This is a genomic window from Streptomyces sp. NPDC047042 (assembly GCF_040644035.1).
GTDB lineage: Bacteria > Actinomycetota > Actinomycetes > Streptomycetales > Streptomycetaceae > Streptomyces.
This window is the reverse complement of sequence record NZ_JBEYVP010000001.1, coordinates 101,917-116,173: the sequence shown is the minus strand read 5'-3', so window position 1 is coordinate 116,173 and position 14,257 is coordinate 101,917. Positions and strand designations below refer to the sequence as shown.

Here is a 14,257-nt window from a genome sequence, read left to right as displayed (position 1 = left end):
AGGGCACCCTGAGCGAAGTGAAGCGCGTCCTCGGGTTCGCAGCGTCTTCAGCGGACGGCGCCCGTGACCAGCCAGCGGCCCGATCGGGCCCGCAGCCACAGAGTCAGCATGCGGACGATCATCATGAGCGCCATGGTTCCCCAGAGGGCGGTCAGACCGCCGCCGAAGGCCGGCACCAGTAGGGCCACCGGTGCGAACGTGGCCAGGGTGATCAGCATCGCCCAGGCGAGGTAGGGGCCGTCACCCGCGCCCATCAGTACGCCGTCGAGAACGAAGACGATCCCGCAGATCGGTTGCGACAACGCGACCACGAACAGGGCCGGCAGCGCGGTGTCCTTGACCACGGAGTCACTGGTGAACAGAGGCAGGAACAACGGACGGCTGACGATCACCAGCAGGCCGAGCACCATCCCGGTGGCGATGCCCCACTCGACCATGCGGCGACAGGCTTCTCGGGCTCCCCGGACGTCGTTCGCGCCGAGGTAACGCCCGATGATGGCCTGGCCGGCGATGGCGATCGCGTCGAGGGCGAAGGCGAGCAGACTCCACAGGGACAGGATGATCTGGTGTGCGGCGACGTCCGCGTCCCCGAGCTGCGCGGCGACGGCCGTGGCGATCATCAGGATCGCGCGCAGGGAGAGCGTACGCACAAGAAGTGGCACGCCTGCCTGCGCTGAGGCCCGTACTCCCGCGATGTCGGGGTGCAGCGAGGCGCCGTGCAGACGCGCGCCGCGAACCACAACCGTGAGATAGGCCGCTGCCATGCCCCACTGGGCGATGACGGTGCCCCAGGCGGAACCCGCGATGCCGAGGTCCGCGCCGTAGACGAGGCCCACGTTCAGGACGGCGTTGGCGACGAAGCCCGCGATGGCGACGTACAGCGGGGTCCTGGTGTCCTGGAGGCCGCGCAGTACACCGGTGGCCGCGAGGACGACAAGCATGGCCGGGATGCCGATCGCCGAGATCCGCAGATAGGTGGTCGCGTACGGGGCCGCGGTGTCCGAGGCGCCCAGGAGGCCCACGAGGCCGGATGCCGAGGGCAGGATGGCGGCGATGACAACGGCGCCGAGCAGCAGGGCGAGCCAGATGCCGTCCACTCCTTGGCGGATGGCGGCCTGGAGATCGCCTGCACCGACGCGCCGGGCGACGGCGGCCGTGGTGGCGTACGCGAGGAAGACGAAGACACTGACGGCTGTGGTCAGAAGGACGGACGCGATGCCGAGTCCGGCCAGTTGAGCGGTGCCCAGGTGGCCGACGATCGCACTGTCGGCGAGCACGAAAAGGGGCTCGGCGACGAGCGCACCGAAGGCAGGAACGGCCAGTGCGACGATCTCACGGTCATGCCGTCGTCGTGCCGTCCTGAGTCCAGCGGGAGCCTGTGTCATGACCACCAATCTAATCTTCCACAGGTAAGTGACGCAATGAGTAGGTGACCATTACCATCCGCAGTGAGGTGCGCGCTTCCACGTGCCGCTCGTGGAGATCTTGGCCAGTTGGGGAAAGTTTTTCTTCTGCACAGCCGGTGGACGGGATAAGTGCTGGTCAGCGGCCCATGATCGGAACTCGCGAAAGCTTGTTCACAGGGCTGTCCACCGGGTCGTGCACAGGTTTTGCCGAGTTCTCCACAGCATCTGGGCCGTCGTCCACATGGCCTGTGGATAACCAGATTGGCTGACGGTGGCGACAGGCCTACGGTGGTCCGACGCCCACTCTGTTCCGCGGCCTCGGAAACGTCACAAAACCGACGCGCCAGAACCGGAGTTGGGCCTCTTATTTGTCAGTGTCGTGCCGTAGAAAAGAGGGGCACGGCGAGGTCCGCTCGGCGGACGGGAGGAGGTGGCTCGGTGAGTATTTCCGAGCCCTTGGACGATCCATGGGCCGACAGCGGTCCAAGCGATCGTCTGCCCCCCTCCCGGCAGCGCCGCGAAGGGGGCCGGGGCCGCGACGAACAGCACGACCGCGGTCGCGACAACGGGGAGTGGGACAGCGAGGGCACGTCCTTCGAGCGGGTGCCGCCGCAGGACCTCGACGCCGAGCAGTCCGTTCTCGGCGGCATGCTGCTGTCCAAGGACGCCATCGCCGACGTCGTCGAGGTGCTCAAGGGCCACGACTTCTACCGGCCCGCGCACGAGATCATCTACGGGGCGATCCTCGATCTGTATGCGAAGGGCGAGCCGGCCGACCCCATCACGGTCGCGGCCGAGCTCACCAGACGGGGCGAGATCACCAAGGTCGGCGGCGCGCCCTATCTGCACGCGCTGGTACAGACGGTGCCGACGGCGGCCAACGCCGAGTACTACGCGGAGATCGTGCACGAGCGCGCGGTCCTGCGGCGCCTGGTCGAGGCCGGGACCCGCATCACCCAGATGGGATACGCGGCCGACGGCGACGTGGACGAGATCGTCAACAGCGCCCAGGCCGAGATCTACGCGGTCACCGAGCAGCGCACCACGGAGGACTATCTGCCGCTCGGCGACATCATGGAGGGTGCGCTCGACGAGATCGAGGCGATCGGGTCGCGTTCGGGGGAGATGACCGGTGTGCCGACCGGGTTCACCGACCTCGACCAGCTCACCAACGGTCTGCATCCCGGTCAGATGATCATCATCGCGGCGCGCCCCGCCATGGGTAAGTCGACGCTGGCACTGGACTTCGCTCGTGCCTGCTCCATCAAGCACAACATGCCCAGCGTGATCTTCTCCCTCGAAATGGGCCGCAACGAGATCGCCATGCGCCTGCTCTCCGCGGAGGCACGCGTGGCCCTTCACCACATGCGCTCCGGCACGATGACCGACGAGGACTGGACGCGGCTCGCCCGCCGGATGCCCGATGTCTCGGCGGCCCCGCTGTACATCGACGACTCTCCGAACCTGTCGATGATGGAGATCCGTGCCAAGTGCCGTCGCCTCAAGCAGCGCGCGGACCTGAAGCTCGTGGTCATCGACTACCTCCAGCTGATGCAGTCCGGCGGCAAGCGTTCCGAGAGCCGTCAGCAGGAGGTCTCCGACATGTCGCGAAACCTGAAGCTCCTGGCCAAGGAGCTGGAGCTGCCGGTGATCGCGCTGTCGCAGCTGAACCGTGGCCCCGAGCAGCGTACGGACAAGAAGCCCATGGTCTCCGACCTGCGAGAGTCCGGCTCGATCGAGCAGGACGCGGACATGGTGATCCTGCTGCACCGCGAGGACGCGTACGAGAAGGAATCACCGCGCGCGGGCGAGGCGGACATCATCGTCGGCAAGCACCGAAACGGCCCGACGGCGACAATCACGGTCGCCTTCCAGGGTCACTATTCGCGGTTCGTGGACATGGCCCAGACGTGAGCGGTGCCCGAGGCGGAGCGTAAACCCGCTCGACTCAGCGCCGCCCGACCGATGGACTTGCCCCATGACAACACCTCAGGACGAGCTCCTTCCCAGTACGCGGCGGGCGTTGCTGCATCGGATCGCTGTCGCGCAGCGTGAAGGGCGGGCGCCGTCATTGGTCGCCGCGGTGGTGCGGGGCGGTGAAACGGTGTGGACGGGGGTGCGAAGCTCGGTGGACGGGCACGCACCCGACGCGAACGTTCAGTACCGGATCGGGTCGATCACCAAGACCTTCACCGCGGTACTCGTGATGCGGTTGCGGGACGAGGGGCTTCTCGAGCTGGTCGACCCGCTGGAGAAGCATCTGCCGGGTACGGGTGTGGGGGATGCCACCATCGCCGAACTGCTGGCCCACACAGGCGGGTTGGCGGCGGAGTCGCCCGCGCCGTGGTGGGAACGAACCCCTGGATCACTGCGGCCCGAGCTGTCCGACGTACTGGGAGAGCGGCCGTTGCTGCACCCCGTGGGTCGACGCCACCACTACTCGAACCCCGGCTACAGCATCCTCGGTGCGCTGGTCGAGGAGCTGCGCGGTGCTCCGTGGGAGGACGTACTGCGGCGCGAGGTACTGGAGCCCCTCGGGCTGCAACGGACGAGCGGACAGCCGCAGGCACCGCACGCGGGCGGCTGGGCGGTGCATCCGTGGGCCGACGTACTGCTGCCGGAGCCGACCGAGGACCTCGGACGCATGGCGGCGGCCGGTCAACTCTGGTCGACGTCAGGAGATTTGGCGCGCTTCGCCGCCTTTCTTGCCGACGGGGACGACCGGGTACTGAGCTCCGCGTCCGTGGCGGAGATGCGTACGCCGGCCGCTCCGGCCGAAGCGGAGGACGTGGCTGCGGGCTCGGCGTACGGCCTCGGTATGCAGGTCCAGTACCGGGACGGCCGTCTGCTCGTGGGCCACGGTGGGTCGTTGCCCGGTTTTTTGGCGAGCCTCACCATCAGCGTGGCGGACGACCTCGCGGCAGTCGTCCTGGCCAATTGCACCTCTGGTCCGCTGGTGTCCGCGGTCGCCGCCGACCTTGTGAAGATCGTCGCGGAGGCAGAGCCCCGAATTCCCGAGCCGTGGCGCCCGTTGCCCGAAGTCGACAGGTCTGTACTGGAGTTGACGGGTCAGTGGTACTGGGGGACCGCCCCCTATGCCCTGCGGCTGTCGGACGATGGGGGTGTCACGCTGGGGCCCCTGGCCGGCATCGGCCGTCGTTCGCGCTTCAGGGCGAACGGTGACGGCACCTGGACGGGCCTGGACGGTTACTTCGCCGGCGAGCTTCTGCGGGCCGTACGGCGGCCGAACGGGACGGTGGAGCACCTGGACCTGGGATCGTTCGTCTTCGTGCGTCAGCCGTACGAGGAGGGGGCTTCTGTGCCGGGCGGGGTGGATCCACAGGGGTGGCGCGGACTCAGGTAGCTGCCGGTCCGTGGCGAAGGGGCATGTTTCACGTGAAACATGCCCCTTCCTGAAGGCTCAGAGCGGGAGCTTGAAGCCCACGTGCGAAGGCATGAATCCGAGCCGTTCATAGAAACGGTGGGCGTCCGTACGGGTGGCATCCGAGGTCAGCTGGACCAGCTGGCAGTTCTCTCGGCGTGAGGTGGCGATGGCCCACTCGATGAGCCGAGTGCCCAGGCCGCTGCCGCGTTCGGTGGCGTGGACCCGCACGCCTTCGATGATCGACCGGGTCGCCCCCATGCGGGACAACCCGGGAACCATCGTGAGCTGGAGCGTGCCCACCACGCGACCCTCCCGGACCGCGACGACCAGGTGCTGGTTCGGATCTGCCGTCAGACGGTCCAACGCGGTCAGGTACGGGCTCAAGTCGTCCGGTGACTCGCGCTGCGCGCCCAGGGGGTCGTCGGCGAGCATGCCGACGATCGCGGGAACGTCCTCCGTCGACGCGGGACGTATCTCAAGATCTCCCATGAAGCCGATGCTATGTGCAAGGCGCAGTCATCTCAGCCCGCGGCAACCGTCAGGGGCGCGAATCGCCGTGTCCAGTCACCCGGCAGTTCGGTCATCCCATACGTCATCACCGCGTTGAAGGCCAGCGGAGCCAGCCCCTGTTCCTTCACCCAGGCCAGTAGTTCCTCGTGCCGTACATCGATGTCCGTACGCAACGGACGGTCACTGTGGGCGGCGAGTGAGGCGATGAGCGCCTGCGCCGTCTCCGTGTCACGAGCGATCAGTGGACCCACGACATGCGTGTCCATGTTGGGCCATGCGGCCGCGTAACCGATGATCCGGCCGTTCTTCTCAGCGACGCGCAACAGGTCGGCGAAGGCGGGCAGCCGGGTGATCATGTGCGTTCGGTCGGTGCCGAAGACCTCTTCGTCGAGCCGGATGATCCCGGCAAGATCCTCGGCCGTGGCCGCGCGCGTGCAGGCCTCGGGCGCCTGCCCGTTCGGAGTGAAGCGTCCGCGCACCATCTCCGCCCTGCCGGTGACCCTGAAGCCGAGTTGTTCGTAGAGCGGGAGGCCGTTCGGAGTCGCGTGAAGTGTCAGGGGCGTGGTGCCCATCGCGGTGATGACGTGCTGCATCAGCCGGCGTCCGACGCCCTGACGGGCATGCCGCTCGGCGACCAGCACCATGCCAATGGCTCCCATCTCAGGGTGTCCGTACAGTCCGTACTCCGTGACGACGCATGCGGCCACGAGCCCGCCTCCGGGGTCATCGATGCCGTAGCCCTTCCCGGCCGTGAGCAGGAGACCCCACTTGTGCTCCTCACGGGGCCAACCTCGGTCCTCGGACAAGTCGGCGCAGGCGGTGAGATCGCGATGCGTCAGACGGCGGATGGGCAGTTCAGCGGAGGAAGGAGTCGGCACGCAGGTCAGGCTGTCCGACCGACACCCTCGGCGTCCACCTGTTTGCGCTCGAACGCATGCTCATTTGGCCATGTCGAGCCGGTCCGTACAGCGCGTGGACAGATGTTTCACGTGAAACGCTGCTCATCGATCATCGGGCGACAGTCGCTAGCCTCGGCACACATGACGCGACTGCATCTCTTCGACCTCGACGGAACGCTGCTTTATGGCTCGGCTGCCCCCGTCGAGATATCGCGGCAGCTGGGGCTCGACCGCGAAATAGCCGAGCTCGAAAGGGCCTTCGTGGCGCGCCGTGTCTCACCTGCGGAGTATGCCCGGCAGGTGCACCTTCTCTGGGCGGAGCTGACTGTGGCCCATGTGGACGCGGCCTTCGCGGGAGCGCCCTGGCTGCGGCGGATCAGGGAAACCTGGGCCGAGATCAGGAATCGAGGGGAGTACTGCGCCGTCGTCTCTCTGTCCCCGTCGTTCTTCGTCGAACGGTTGAGTGGCTGGGGCGCGCATGCGGTGCATGGCTCGCGCTTCCCCGCGGTGCCCTTCGTGGAGCCGCTGGATCCCACCGGAATCCTGACGCCCACAGCCAAGGTGGAGATCGCGGACCAGCTCTGTGCGCAGTTCGGGCTGACCCGGGGCGACTGTGTCGCGTACGGCGACTCGCTCTCCGACGCTGAACTCTTCGGGGTGGTGCCGGTCTCTGTCGCGGTCAATGCCGATGGGCATCTGGCCGGCCTCGCGACGCACACCTATGCCGGGCGGGATTTGTGGGATGCCTATGAATTGGTGTGTGGCGCCCGGTAATTGAGGGATTCGATGGTTCGCCCTTTGCTCTTTCGTGGGGAGGAAGGGCCGGACTTGTGCGCTCGGCGACGGCCGGTATGGTCGACTCCGTTCTTGTCCGCTTCGGGGGTGCGTATCTCCGCGCACAGGGCAAGAGCGGGGCAATACAGCCTAAGGGGACGGAGAGATCGAAGACTCGCATTTCCGGTTACACGGTGGAGGTGTTAGTCCACGGTGGGACGCTGCGGTGGGGGCGCCGCGGGCAATGTCCCACTCTGGCCTTACTTGTCCGCGCGGAGTGGTGATCCGGGGTGAATGCGGCCGCATTGGACGGGGGCCGAACGGGGAAAAGTAAGCCGTCAGCGGGGGACGGGGGGCACATTCCGACCGAGGAAACGTGCACACCGACCGAAAGATGTTCGAGGCGAGGCAGACCATGGACGCTCCGACCACAACGTCGGCCGACAACGGCACTTCCGGCGGTAGCGGCGGGGGCGGCTGGTTCAAGCCGCGCAAGCAGCCGGAAGCGCCCCCGGGTGGCGAACAGGAGGCGACGGAAGGCAGTCGGCTGGCCGCGCTGCGTCCTGTGGGAAGGCCGACGACAGGCGGCGCGACGGGGTCCTCTCCGGACGCAGGTGACCGTCCGGACGTGACCGAGCCTCCGCCGGATCAGGTACGAATACGCGCGTCGGAGCCCCCTGAACTCCCGGCGGCCCCTCCGACTTCCGTGCCTCTGCCTCCCCTGCCCCCCGCTCCCGCGTCGCCGCTTCCCGCGCCCTTCGCTCCCGCGCCCACGGCCAACGAGCCTCCGGCTCGCCCGCCCTTCGCCTCTGAGCCCTACACCTCCGCGCCGCCACCCTCCGCCCAGTCGGCCGGCCCACTCGAGCCCGCTCCCCCCGCGCCGCACTCCGACCCGCGTATGCCTCGGCAGCGGCCCGCTCCGGTCTCCGAGCCGCTTGAGGGAGCCTCCCCGGACGCAGTGCTCATCCGCCGGACCATGGACGCGGTAGGTCCGGTCGCCGACAAGACGACCTCGTACTTCTACGCGCTCCTCTTCGTTCGTCATCCCGAACTGCGCTCACTCTTCCCGGCCGCGATGGACACCCAACGGGACCGGCTGCTGAAGGCGCTGCTCACCGCCGCGGAGCACATCGACAACACCGAGGTCCTGGTCGCGTACCTGCAGAACCTGGGCCGCGGCCACCGCAAGTACGGCACCCGGCCCGAGCACTACCCGGCGGTAGGCGAGTGCCTCATCGGCGCGCTGAGCCGGTACGCCGCCGCGATATGGGACCAGGAGACCGAAGCGGCCTGGGTACGCGTGTACACGACGATGTCGCAGGTGATGATCGACGCGGCGTCCGGCGACGAACAGCGCGCTCCGGCCTGGTGGTACGGGGAGGTGGTCTCGCACGACCTCAGGACGCCGGACATCGCCGTCCTCACCGTCCGGCCCGACCAGCCGTACCCGTTCCTCGCCGGGCAGTACACGAGCCTGGAGACACCGTGGTGGCCCCGGATCTGGCGGCACTACTCCTTCGCCTCGGCGCCCCGGTCCGACGGTCTGCTCTCGTTCCACGTGAAGGCGGTGCCCGCCGGCTGGGTCTCCAACGCGCTGGTGCACCGCGCGCGGCCCGGAGACGTGGTTCGGCTCGGCCCGCCCGCCGGCACGATGACCGTCGATCACACCACCAGCAGCGGCCTGCTCTGTCTGGGGGGCGGCACCGGCATCGCCCCCATCAAGGCCCTGGTCGAGGACGTGGCGGAGCACGGTGACCGGCGGCGGGTCGAGGTGTTCTACGGCGCCCGCACGGATCTCGATCTGTACGACATCGACACCATGCTGCGGCTTCAGCAGAGCCACCCCTGGCTCACGGTGCGCGCGGTCATCGACGAGCAGTCGCACCTCCAGCTCCCCGACGCCGTACGGGAGTACGGGCCCTGGTACGAGTACGACGCCTATCTGTCGGGCCCTCCCGGGATGATCCGCAGCGGTGTGGAGGCGTTGCGGAGCGCCGGCTTTCCCGCAGAGCGGATCCGCCATGACTCGGTGGAGGAACTGCTCGCCCCCGGGGGCTGACTCGCTCGCCCCTTGTCAGCCCAGGTCAGGGGCCTGCATGGCCCGTACACCCTCGATGTTTCCGTCCAGATAGTGGCGCAGAGACAGCGGTACGAGGTGGACGGAGGCGATGCCGACCCGAGTGAAGGGGACGCGGACGATCTCGTACTCGCCGCAGGGCTCGTCGACCTCGGGGCCATGTCGCAGCGTGGGATCCATGGACGCCAGACGGCAGACGAAGAAGTGCTGAACCTTCACGCCCGTGGCGCCGCCGTCCGCACCGATGTGCTCCACGGTGTCCACGAAGCAGGGGACCACATCGGTGATCTTGGCGCCCAGTTCTTCGTGCACTTCGCGGTGCAACGCGTCGACGACGGTCGCATCATCCGGTTCGACACCGCCGCCCGGGGTGAGCCAGTAGGGATCGACGCTCGGCTTGGTCCGCTTGATCAGGATCAGGTCGTCGCCATCGAGCAGGATGGCGCGTGCGGTGCGCTTGACCACGGGTCGGACGGTCATGGGAGAAATGTGGCCCGGCTGGTTCCACGTGAAACATGCCTACTCCCTGCGAAGCGTTCCCGCGAAGCGAGGGCACGCGACCTGCATGAGTGAAATGCGGTGTTTCACGTGAAACATTGAGGCTCGGACCGCTCTCGTCAGTCCGACGAGGTCTCCAGTGCGCGCAGCACATCGGCCACCAGGTCCTCCGGATCCTCTGCGCCGACCGAGAAACGAATGAAGCCCTCCGGCACGGCGTCTCCGCCCCACCTGCCACGCCGTTCGGCAGTGGACCGCACGCCGCCGAAACTGGTCGCGTCGTCCACGAGCCGCAGCGCACCGAGAAAGCGGTCGGCACGCGCGCGCGTGGGCAGGACGAAGGAAACGACACACCCGTAGCGCCGCATCTGCTGCGCAGCGATCTTGTGTGACGGATCGTCCGGCAGCCCCGGATAGCGCAACCCCGTCACCTCGGGCCGCCCGCGCAGAGCTTCGGCAAGGGTCAGGGCGGTGGCGTCCTGCCGGTCGACACGCAGGGGAAGCGTGGCGATCGACCGGTGTGCGAGCCAGGCCTCCATGGGCCCGGGAATCGCTCCGGCGATCTTGCGCCAACGCCGTACGGCGGCCATCGCGGAGGGATCCGCACCGGCGACGTAACCGAGCAGTACGTCGCCGTGCCCGGTGAGCTGCTTGGTTCCGCTGGCCACGGAGAAGTCGGCGCCGAGTTCCAGCGGGCGCTGGCCGAGCGGTGTGGCCAGGGTGTTGTCGACGGCGACGAGACAGCCATGCGTGTGGGCCGCCTCGGCGAGCCGTCGTACGTCGCACACGTCGAGCCCCGGGTTCGACGGGGTCTCGATCCACAGCAGGCGCGCGCCGTCGAGAACGTCGAGCTGAGCGTCGCCGCCGGTCGGAGCGGTACGTACCTCGATGCCGTACGCCTCGAGCTGCGCCCGCACCAGGGGCAGCGCCTGGTAGCCGTCGTCCGGCAGGACGACCGCGTCCCCGGTGCGCAGCTGGGAGAAGAGCACCGACGACACGGCGGCCATGCCGGAGGCGAAGACGAGCGTCTCGACGCCGTCCTCGCCCGGTGCCTCCAGCTCGCCGATGGCGCGCTCCAGCAGGGTCCAGGTCGGATTCTCGTCGCGGCCGTAGGTGTACGGACCGGTGGGGGCGCCCGGCAGGTGGTAATGGGCCGCGAACACCGGACCGGGGAGGGTCGGTTCGTGCTTGACGGGCTCGGGCAGTCCCGCCCGCACCGCGCGCGTGCTGTCACCCAAACCCGAGTTCGCATGTGTGCCCGAGTTCTCGCTCGCAGCCGGATCGTTCATGCCGCCCGTCCCTCCACTTCCGCCCGGACCGCGGCGAGCAGACCGGCGCTCGTCGTCTCCACCATCGCAAGGCACTCCTCGAAGCCGTCCATACCTCCGTAGTACGGGTCCGGGACGTCGAGATCAGCGTCCGCGGCGGGGTCGTAAGAGCGCAACAGGCGCACCTTCTCCGCGTCCTGCGGAGTGGGCGCCAGACGGCGCAGGGCCGTCAGATGGCCTGCGTCGAGGGCGATGACGAGGTCGAGGCGGGCGAACCACGCGGCCCGGAACTGGCGGGCCGCGTGATCGCTGTCGTAGCCGGCTGCCTCCAGCACGGTTACCGTGCGTGGGTCGGCGCCGTCACCTTCGTGCCAGCCGCCCGTGCCGGCGCTGTCGACCTCGACGAGGCCGGCCAGCCCGGCCTCCTCCACGCGCGCGCGGAAGACGGACTCCGCCATCGGGGAGCGGCATATGTTGCCGGTGCATACAAAACAGACACGGTAGGCCATCGGAGTCCTCAGTCCTCGTCGGGCAGGACGATGTGCAGCGCCCAGGAGACGATCGAGATGATCAGGCCGCCCAGGACTGCCGTCCAGAAGCCCTCGACGTGGAAGCTCAGGTCGAACTTGTCGGCCAGCCACGAGGTGAGCAGCAGCATCAGGGCGTTGACCACCAGGGTGATCAGGCCGAGCGTGAGGATGAACAGCGGAAAGGTGAGCACCTTCACAATCGGTTTGACCAGGAAGTTCACCAGGCCGAACAGGAGGGCGACGATGATCAGCGTGCCGACCTTCTTGCCCGTGCTGTCACCGGTCAGGGTGATCTTGTCCAATACCCATACGGCCACGCCGAGGGCGCCCGCGTTGGCGATCGTCTTGACTACGAAATTCTTCATGTGTCTGATCGTGGCAGAAGAGATCGGTTACGAGTGTGGGCGAGGGCGATGAAGGCATTCCGGTTGGATGAACTGGAGGCGGAACGTGCCGCCAACGACGGCGCCTACCTGCAGTTCCTGCGCGAACGGAACATGTCGGTCGGCCTGTACGCGTTGGACGCGGGCGAGCAGGACCCGCAGCAGCCCCATCGGCAGGACGAGGTGTACTTCGTGGTGAGTGGACGGGCCGCGATCACCGTCGGGATGGAGACGACCCAGGTGGCGCGCGGCAGCGTCGTGTACGTGCCGGCCGGCGTGGCCCACAAGTTCCATCACATCAGCGAGGATCTGCGGGTCATGGTGGTCTTCTCTCCACCCGAGAGCTGACCTCCCGCCTCAGGGTTCCCTAGGGGATCGATCAGGGGAGGGCAAGGGATGCGGGGCCCCCACCGGGCCCCCTGTCGCCCTAGCATCGAAGGCGGAACATCGAATGTCCCGGCACGAGCGAAGGGCACAGGCCCCGTGCGGATGCAACGGGCAAAGACGTAAGGAAAAGGGCGATGCGAGAGATCTTCGCGGGAATGCCGTGGTGGGTGAAGTGGGTCGCGGTGCCGGTCATCGCCCTCGTCGTGTTCGGCGGGTTGATAGCGACCGTCGTCGGCTTCGTCATCGGGCTGCTCTTCAAGGCGCTGGTCTTCGTCGCCCTGGTCGGCGGGCTCATCTACGTCGTACGGAAGTTCACGGCGAGTTCGTCGTCGCGCAGCGACTGGTGAGAGCGGTGGGGCGGCGGGGACACGGGAGTCGCCGGGCGAGGCGTCGCGGGCGCCGGTAACAGAAATCACCGGTTCCCTCGGGCGGGGGAAGTTTCCCCTTCGGGCGGTCTGCGCGCGGTGACAGGCCGTTAGAGTCCGGAATTCGACGCGGGGACGACCCTCGCGGACGGCGTACCCCCTCCTCCCGTGTCCTTCCGCACGGGCAGCCCCCTCGCCTTCGAGAGTGACCCTCGCCATGGTCGACACCGCACCCGCGGAACCACAGGCTCCACCCGTACAGCGCCGGCCGAAGCAGCGGAGCGCGCCTTCACCGGGGACGCGCGTCCGGCCCGCCGAGAGACCCGTGTCGGCCCGCGCACCCGAACAGGTCCCACCGCCTGCCCCCGTGCTCGTACCGCCCGCCGAGCCGCACCCCACGGCGACTCTCATCGGCTCCGTACAGCGCGCGATGCATCTGCTCGAGTCCGTTGCCGCACACGAGCACGGAGCCCCCGCCAAGCAGCTGGCCCGGGAGACCGGCCTCGCGCTGCCGACCGCGTACCACCTGCTGCGAACCCTCGTCTTCGAGGGCTATCTCCGGCGCGAGAAAGGGCTGTTCTTTCTCGGTGAGGCAGCCGAGCGGCTGGGCAGCAGCGGTGCGAGGCAGAAACGTCGCAGCACGGTGGTGGACGCGCTCGCCCACTGGCGGGACACGATCGGCGTACCCGTGTACTACGCGGTGTACCGCGACGGCGAGATCGAGGTCATGTGCGTCTCCGACACGCCCAGCAACCCGGCGGTCGAGGAATGGGCGGACTTCCGCGAGACCGGACACGCGCACGCCGTCGGACAGTGTCTGCTCTCCCAGTTGGACGAGCAGGACCGCCGGGACCATCTCGACCGGCACCCCGTACAGGCGGTCACCCCCTACACCGTCCGGGACAGCCACTCACTGCTGCGCCGCCTCGACCGGATGCGACGCATGGAGCTGGTCGTGGAGCGTCAGGAGTACGCGCTGGGGACGGTCTGCGCGGCGATTCCGATCACTATCGGTGACACGGCCGCCACTTTGGCCATTTCTCTTCCTTCACAGCAGACCGATCGACTGCTAGTCGCGGCACAGCAGCTGCAGACAGAGGTCGGAAGACTGCTCGGATCGCTCGCGATCTCTATCAGTATCTGAAAACTCACTCCTTGTGATTCATCGTGTACTTTCAGCAAGATTCGAGCAGTATCAGAGCGATGATTCCAGGCCAGTCCGCGGCAAGTGACAGGGATAGGCGATGCGCGAGTCGGTGCAGGCAGAAGTCATGATGAGCTTTCTTGTCTCGGAGGAGCTCTCCTTCCGTATTCCGGTGGAGCTGCGTTACGAGACCTGTGATCCCTATGCCGTCCGGCTGACCTTCCATCTGCCCGGCGACGCTCCTGTGACCTGGGCCTTCGGGCGCGAGCTGCTGATCGACGGCGTGGGGCGACCGTGCGGGGACGGGGATGTGCGGATCTCGCCCGCCGACAGCGAGGTCCTGGGCGAGGTGCTGATCCGGCTTCAGGTCGGCGGCGACCAGGCGCTGTTCCGCTCCGGTGCGGCGCCGCTGGTGGCGTTCCTCGACCGGACGGACAAGCTTGTGCCGCTGGGGCAGGAGCGTTCCCTCGCCGACTTCGACGCCCACCTCGACGAGGCGCTGGACCGCATTCTGGCGGAGGAGCAGAGCGCGGGCTGAACCGAGTCGCGGGGCAGCTCCCGCCGGTGGTGTAACGCTTCTCCTCGGAGGCAGGAGAAGCGCGAGGCCGTACTCTGCCCAGGCGCGCGGCCT

General features: G+C 67.9%; 15 protein-coding genes. 8 read left to right on the top strand and 7 right to left on the bottom strand.

The features are described from left to right. Positions 1-47: 47 nt before the first annotated feature. Positions 48-1,385 carry an MATE family efflux transporter gene (locus ABZ855_RS00525; RefSeq protein WP_360798575.1) on the bottom strand — a complete coding sequence of 446 codons (1,338 nt, stop codon included), beginning with the start codon at positions 1,383-1,385 and terminating at the stop codon, positions 48-50. Positions 1,386-1,844: 459 nt separating this feature from the next. On the opposite strand from ABZ855_RS00525, the gene dnaB reads away from it, so the two are divergent. Both dnaB and ABZ855_RS00515 read left to right on the top strand, forming a co-directional pair. Continuing rightward, positions 1,845-3,320, top strand: a complete 1,476-nt coding sequence (gene dnaB / locus ABZ855_RS00520; RefSeq protein WP_319206213.1) for a replicative DNA helicase — start codon at positions 1,845-1,847, stop codon at positions 3,318-3,320. A gap of 64 nt (positions 3,321-3,384) precedes the next feature. Then, positions 3,385-4,770 (top strand): serine hydrolase domain-containing protein, encoded by a 1,386-nt coding sequence (locus tag ABZ855_RS00515; protein ID WP_360798572.1) that lies wholly within the window; start codon positions 3,385-3,387, stop codon positions 4,768-4,770. A gap of 57 nt (positions 4,771-4,827) precedes the next feature. Here the strand turns inward: ABZ855_RS00515 and ABZ855_RS00510 are convergent, their stop codons facing one another. Continuing rightward, positions 4,828-5,280: a GNAT family N-acetyltransferase gene (locus ABZ855_RS00510; RefSeq protein ID WP_360798569.1), complete on the bottom strand. Its 453-nt coding sequence runs from the start codon at positions 5,278-5,280 to the stop codon at positions 4,828-4,830. Positions 5,281-5,312: 32 nt separating this feature from the next. Further along, the gene (locus ABZ855_RS00505; protein ID WP_360798566.1) at positions 5,313-6,179 is read right to left on the bottom strand and encodes a GNAT family N-acetyltransferase; all 867 of its coding nucleotides are present in this window, start codon (positions 6,177-6,179) and stop codon (positions 5,313-5,315) included. A gap of 162 nt (positions 6,180-6,341) precedes the next feature. On the opposite strand from ABZ855_RS00505, the gene ABZ855_RS00500 reads away from it, so the two are divergent. Both ABZ855_RS00500 and ABZ855_RS00495 read left to right on the top strand, forming a co-directional pair. Then, positions 6,342-6,974 (top strand): HAD-IB family phosphatase, encoded by a 633-nt coding sequence (locus tag ABZ855_RS00500; RefSeq protein WP_360798563.1) that lies wholly within the window; start codon positions 6,342-6,344, stop codon positions 6,972-6,974. 415 nt (positions 6,975-7,389) lie between these two features. After that, positions 7,390-9,033, top strand: coding sequence for a globin domain-containing protein (locus ABZ855_RS00495; RefSeq protein ID WP_360799257.1), 1,644 nt, complete (start codon positions 7,390-7,392; stop codon positions 9,031-9,033). Positions 9,034-9,048: 15 nt separating this feature from the next. Here ABZ855_RS00495 and ABZ855_RS00490 read toward each other — a convergent pair whose 3' ends face one another. The 4 genes from ABZ855_RS00490 to ABZ855_RS00475 all read right to left on the bottom strand — a co-directional run bounded on the left by ABZ855_RS00490 (position 9,049) and on the right by ABZ855_RS00475 (position 11,712). Next, a complete protein-coding gene (locus ABZ855_RS00490) occupies positions 9,049-9,531 on the bottom strand; it encodes an NUDIX hydrolase (RefSeq protein ID WP_360798560.1) in 483 nt (160 codons plus the stop codon). A 137-nt stretch (positions 9,532-9,668) separates the two neighbouring features. Continuing rightward, on the bottom strand, positions 9,669-10,838 hold the full coding sequence (locus tag ABZ855_RS00485) for a cystathionine gamma-lyase (protein ID WP_360798557.1): 1,170 nt from the start codon (positions 10,836-10,838) through the stop codon (positions 9,669-9,671). After that, positions 10,835-11,326 carry a low molecular weight protein-tyrosine-phosphatase gene (locus ABZ855_RS00480; RefSeq protein ID WP_360798554.1) on the bottom strand — a complete coding sequence of 164 codons (492 nt, stop codon included), beginning with the start codon at positions 11,324-11,326 and terminating at the stop codon, positions 10,835-10,837. Before ABZ855_RS00480 ends, ABZ855_RS00485 begins: the two co-directional genes overlap by 4 nt. 8 nt (positions 11,327-11,334) lie before the next feature. Next, positions 11,335-11,712, bottom strand: a complete 378-nt coding sequence (locus ABZ855_RS00475) for a phage holin family protein (RefSeq protein ID WP_360798551.1) — start codon at positions 11,710-11,712, stop codon at positions 11,335-11,337. Positions 11,713-11,760: 48 nt separating this feature from the next. Here ABZ855_RS00475 and ABZ855_RS00470 point away from each other — a divergent pair, with 48 nt between their 5' ends. The 4 genes from ABZ855_RS00470 (at position 11,761) to ABZ855_RS00455 (ending at position 14,164) form a co-directional block, all read left to right on the top strand. Then, positions 11,761-12,078, top strand: a complete 318-nt coding sequence (locus ABZ855_RS00470) for a cupin domain-containing protein (RefSeq protein WP_164408297.1) — start codon at positions 11,761-11,763, stop codon at positions 12,076-12,078. A gap of 173 nt (positions 12,079-12,251) precedes the next feature. After that, positions 12,252-12,464, top strand: a complete 213-nt coding sequence (locus ABZ855_RS00465; RefSeq protein WP_319206233.1) for a DUF5326 family protein — start codon at positions 12,252-12,254, stop codon at positions 12,462-12,464. Positions 12,465-12,687: 223 nt separating this feature from the next. Then, positions 12,688-13,626: an IclR family transcriptional regulator C-terminal domain-containing protein gene (locus tag ABZ855_RS00460; RefSeq protein ID WP_360798547.1), complete on the top strand. Its 939-nt coding sequence runs from the start codon at positions 12,688-12,690 to the stop codon at positions 13,624-13,626. A gap of 100 nt (positions 13,627-13,726) precedes the next feature. After that, entirely contained in the window at positions 13,727-14,164 is a 438-nt protein-coding gene (locus ABZ855_RS00455; protein ID WP_319206237.1) for an SsgA family sporulation/cell division regulator, read from the top strand. Positions 14,165-14,257: the final 93 nt, after the last annotated feature.

Coding starts and splice junctions, on each gene's coding strand:
- ABZ855_RS00525 (WP_360798575.1), bottom strand. CDS start 1,385: ATGACACAGGCTCCCGCTGGACTCAGGACGGCACGACGACGGCATGAC.
- ABZ855_RS00515 (WP_360798572.1), top strand. CDS start 3,385: ATGACAACACCTCAGGACGAGCTCCTTCCCAGTACGCGGCGGGCGTTG.
- ABZ855_RS00510 (WP_360798569.1), bottom strand. CDS start 5,280: ATGGGAGATCTTGAGATACGTCCCGCGTCGACGGAGGACGTTCCCGCG.
- ABZ855_RS00500 (WP_360798563.1), top strand. CDS start 6,342: ATGACGCGACTGCATCTCTTCGACCTCGACGGAACGCTGCTTTATGGC.
- ABZ855_RS00495 (WP_360799257.1), top strand. CDS start 7,390: ATGGACGCTCCGACCACAACGTCGGCCGACAACGGCACTTCCGGCGGT.
- ABZ855_RS00490 (WP_360798560.1), bottom strand. CDS start 9,531: ATGACCGTCCGACCCGTGGTCAAGCGCACCGCACGCGCCATCCTGCTC.
- ABZ855_RS00485 (WP_360798557.1), bottom strand. CDS start 10,838: ATGAACGATCCGGCTGCGAGCGAGAACTCGGGCACACATGCGAACTCG.
- ABZ855_RS00480 (WP_360798554.1), bottom strand. CDS start 11,326: ATGGCCTACCGTGTCTGTTTTGTATGCACCGGCAACATATGCCGCTCC.
- ABZ855_RS00475 (WP_360798551.1), bottom strand. CDS start 11,712: ATGAAGAATTTCGTAGTCAAGACGATCGCCAACGCGGGCGCCCTCGGC.
- ABZ855_RS00470 (WP_164408297.1), top strand. CDS start 11,761: ATGAAGGCATTCCGGTTGGATGAACTGGAGGCGGAACGTGCCGCCAAC.
- ABZ855_RS00465 (WP_319206233.1), top strand. CDS start 12,252: ATGCGAGAGATCTTCGCGGGAATGCCGTGGTGGGTGAAGTGGGTCGCG.
- ABZ855_RS00455 (WP_319206237.1), top strand. CDS start 13,727: ATGCGCGAGTCGGTGCAGGCAGAAGTCATGATGAGCTTTCTTGTCTCG.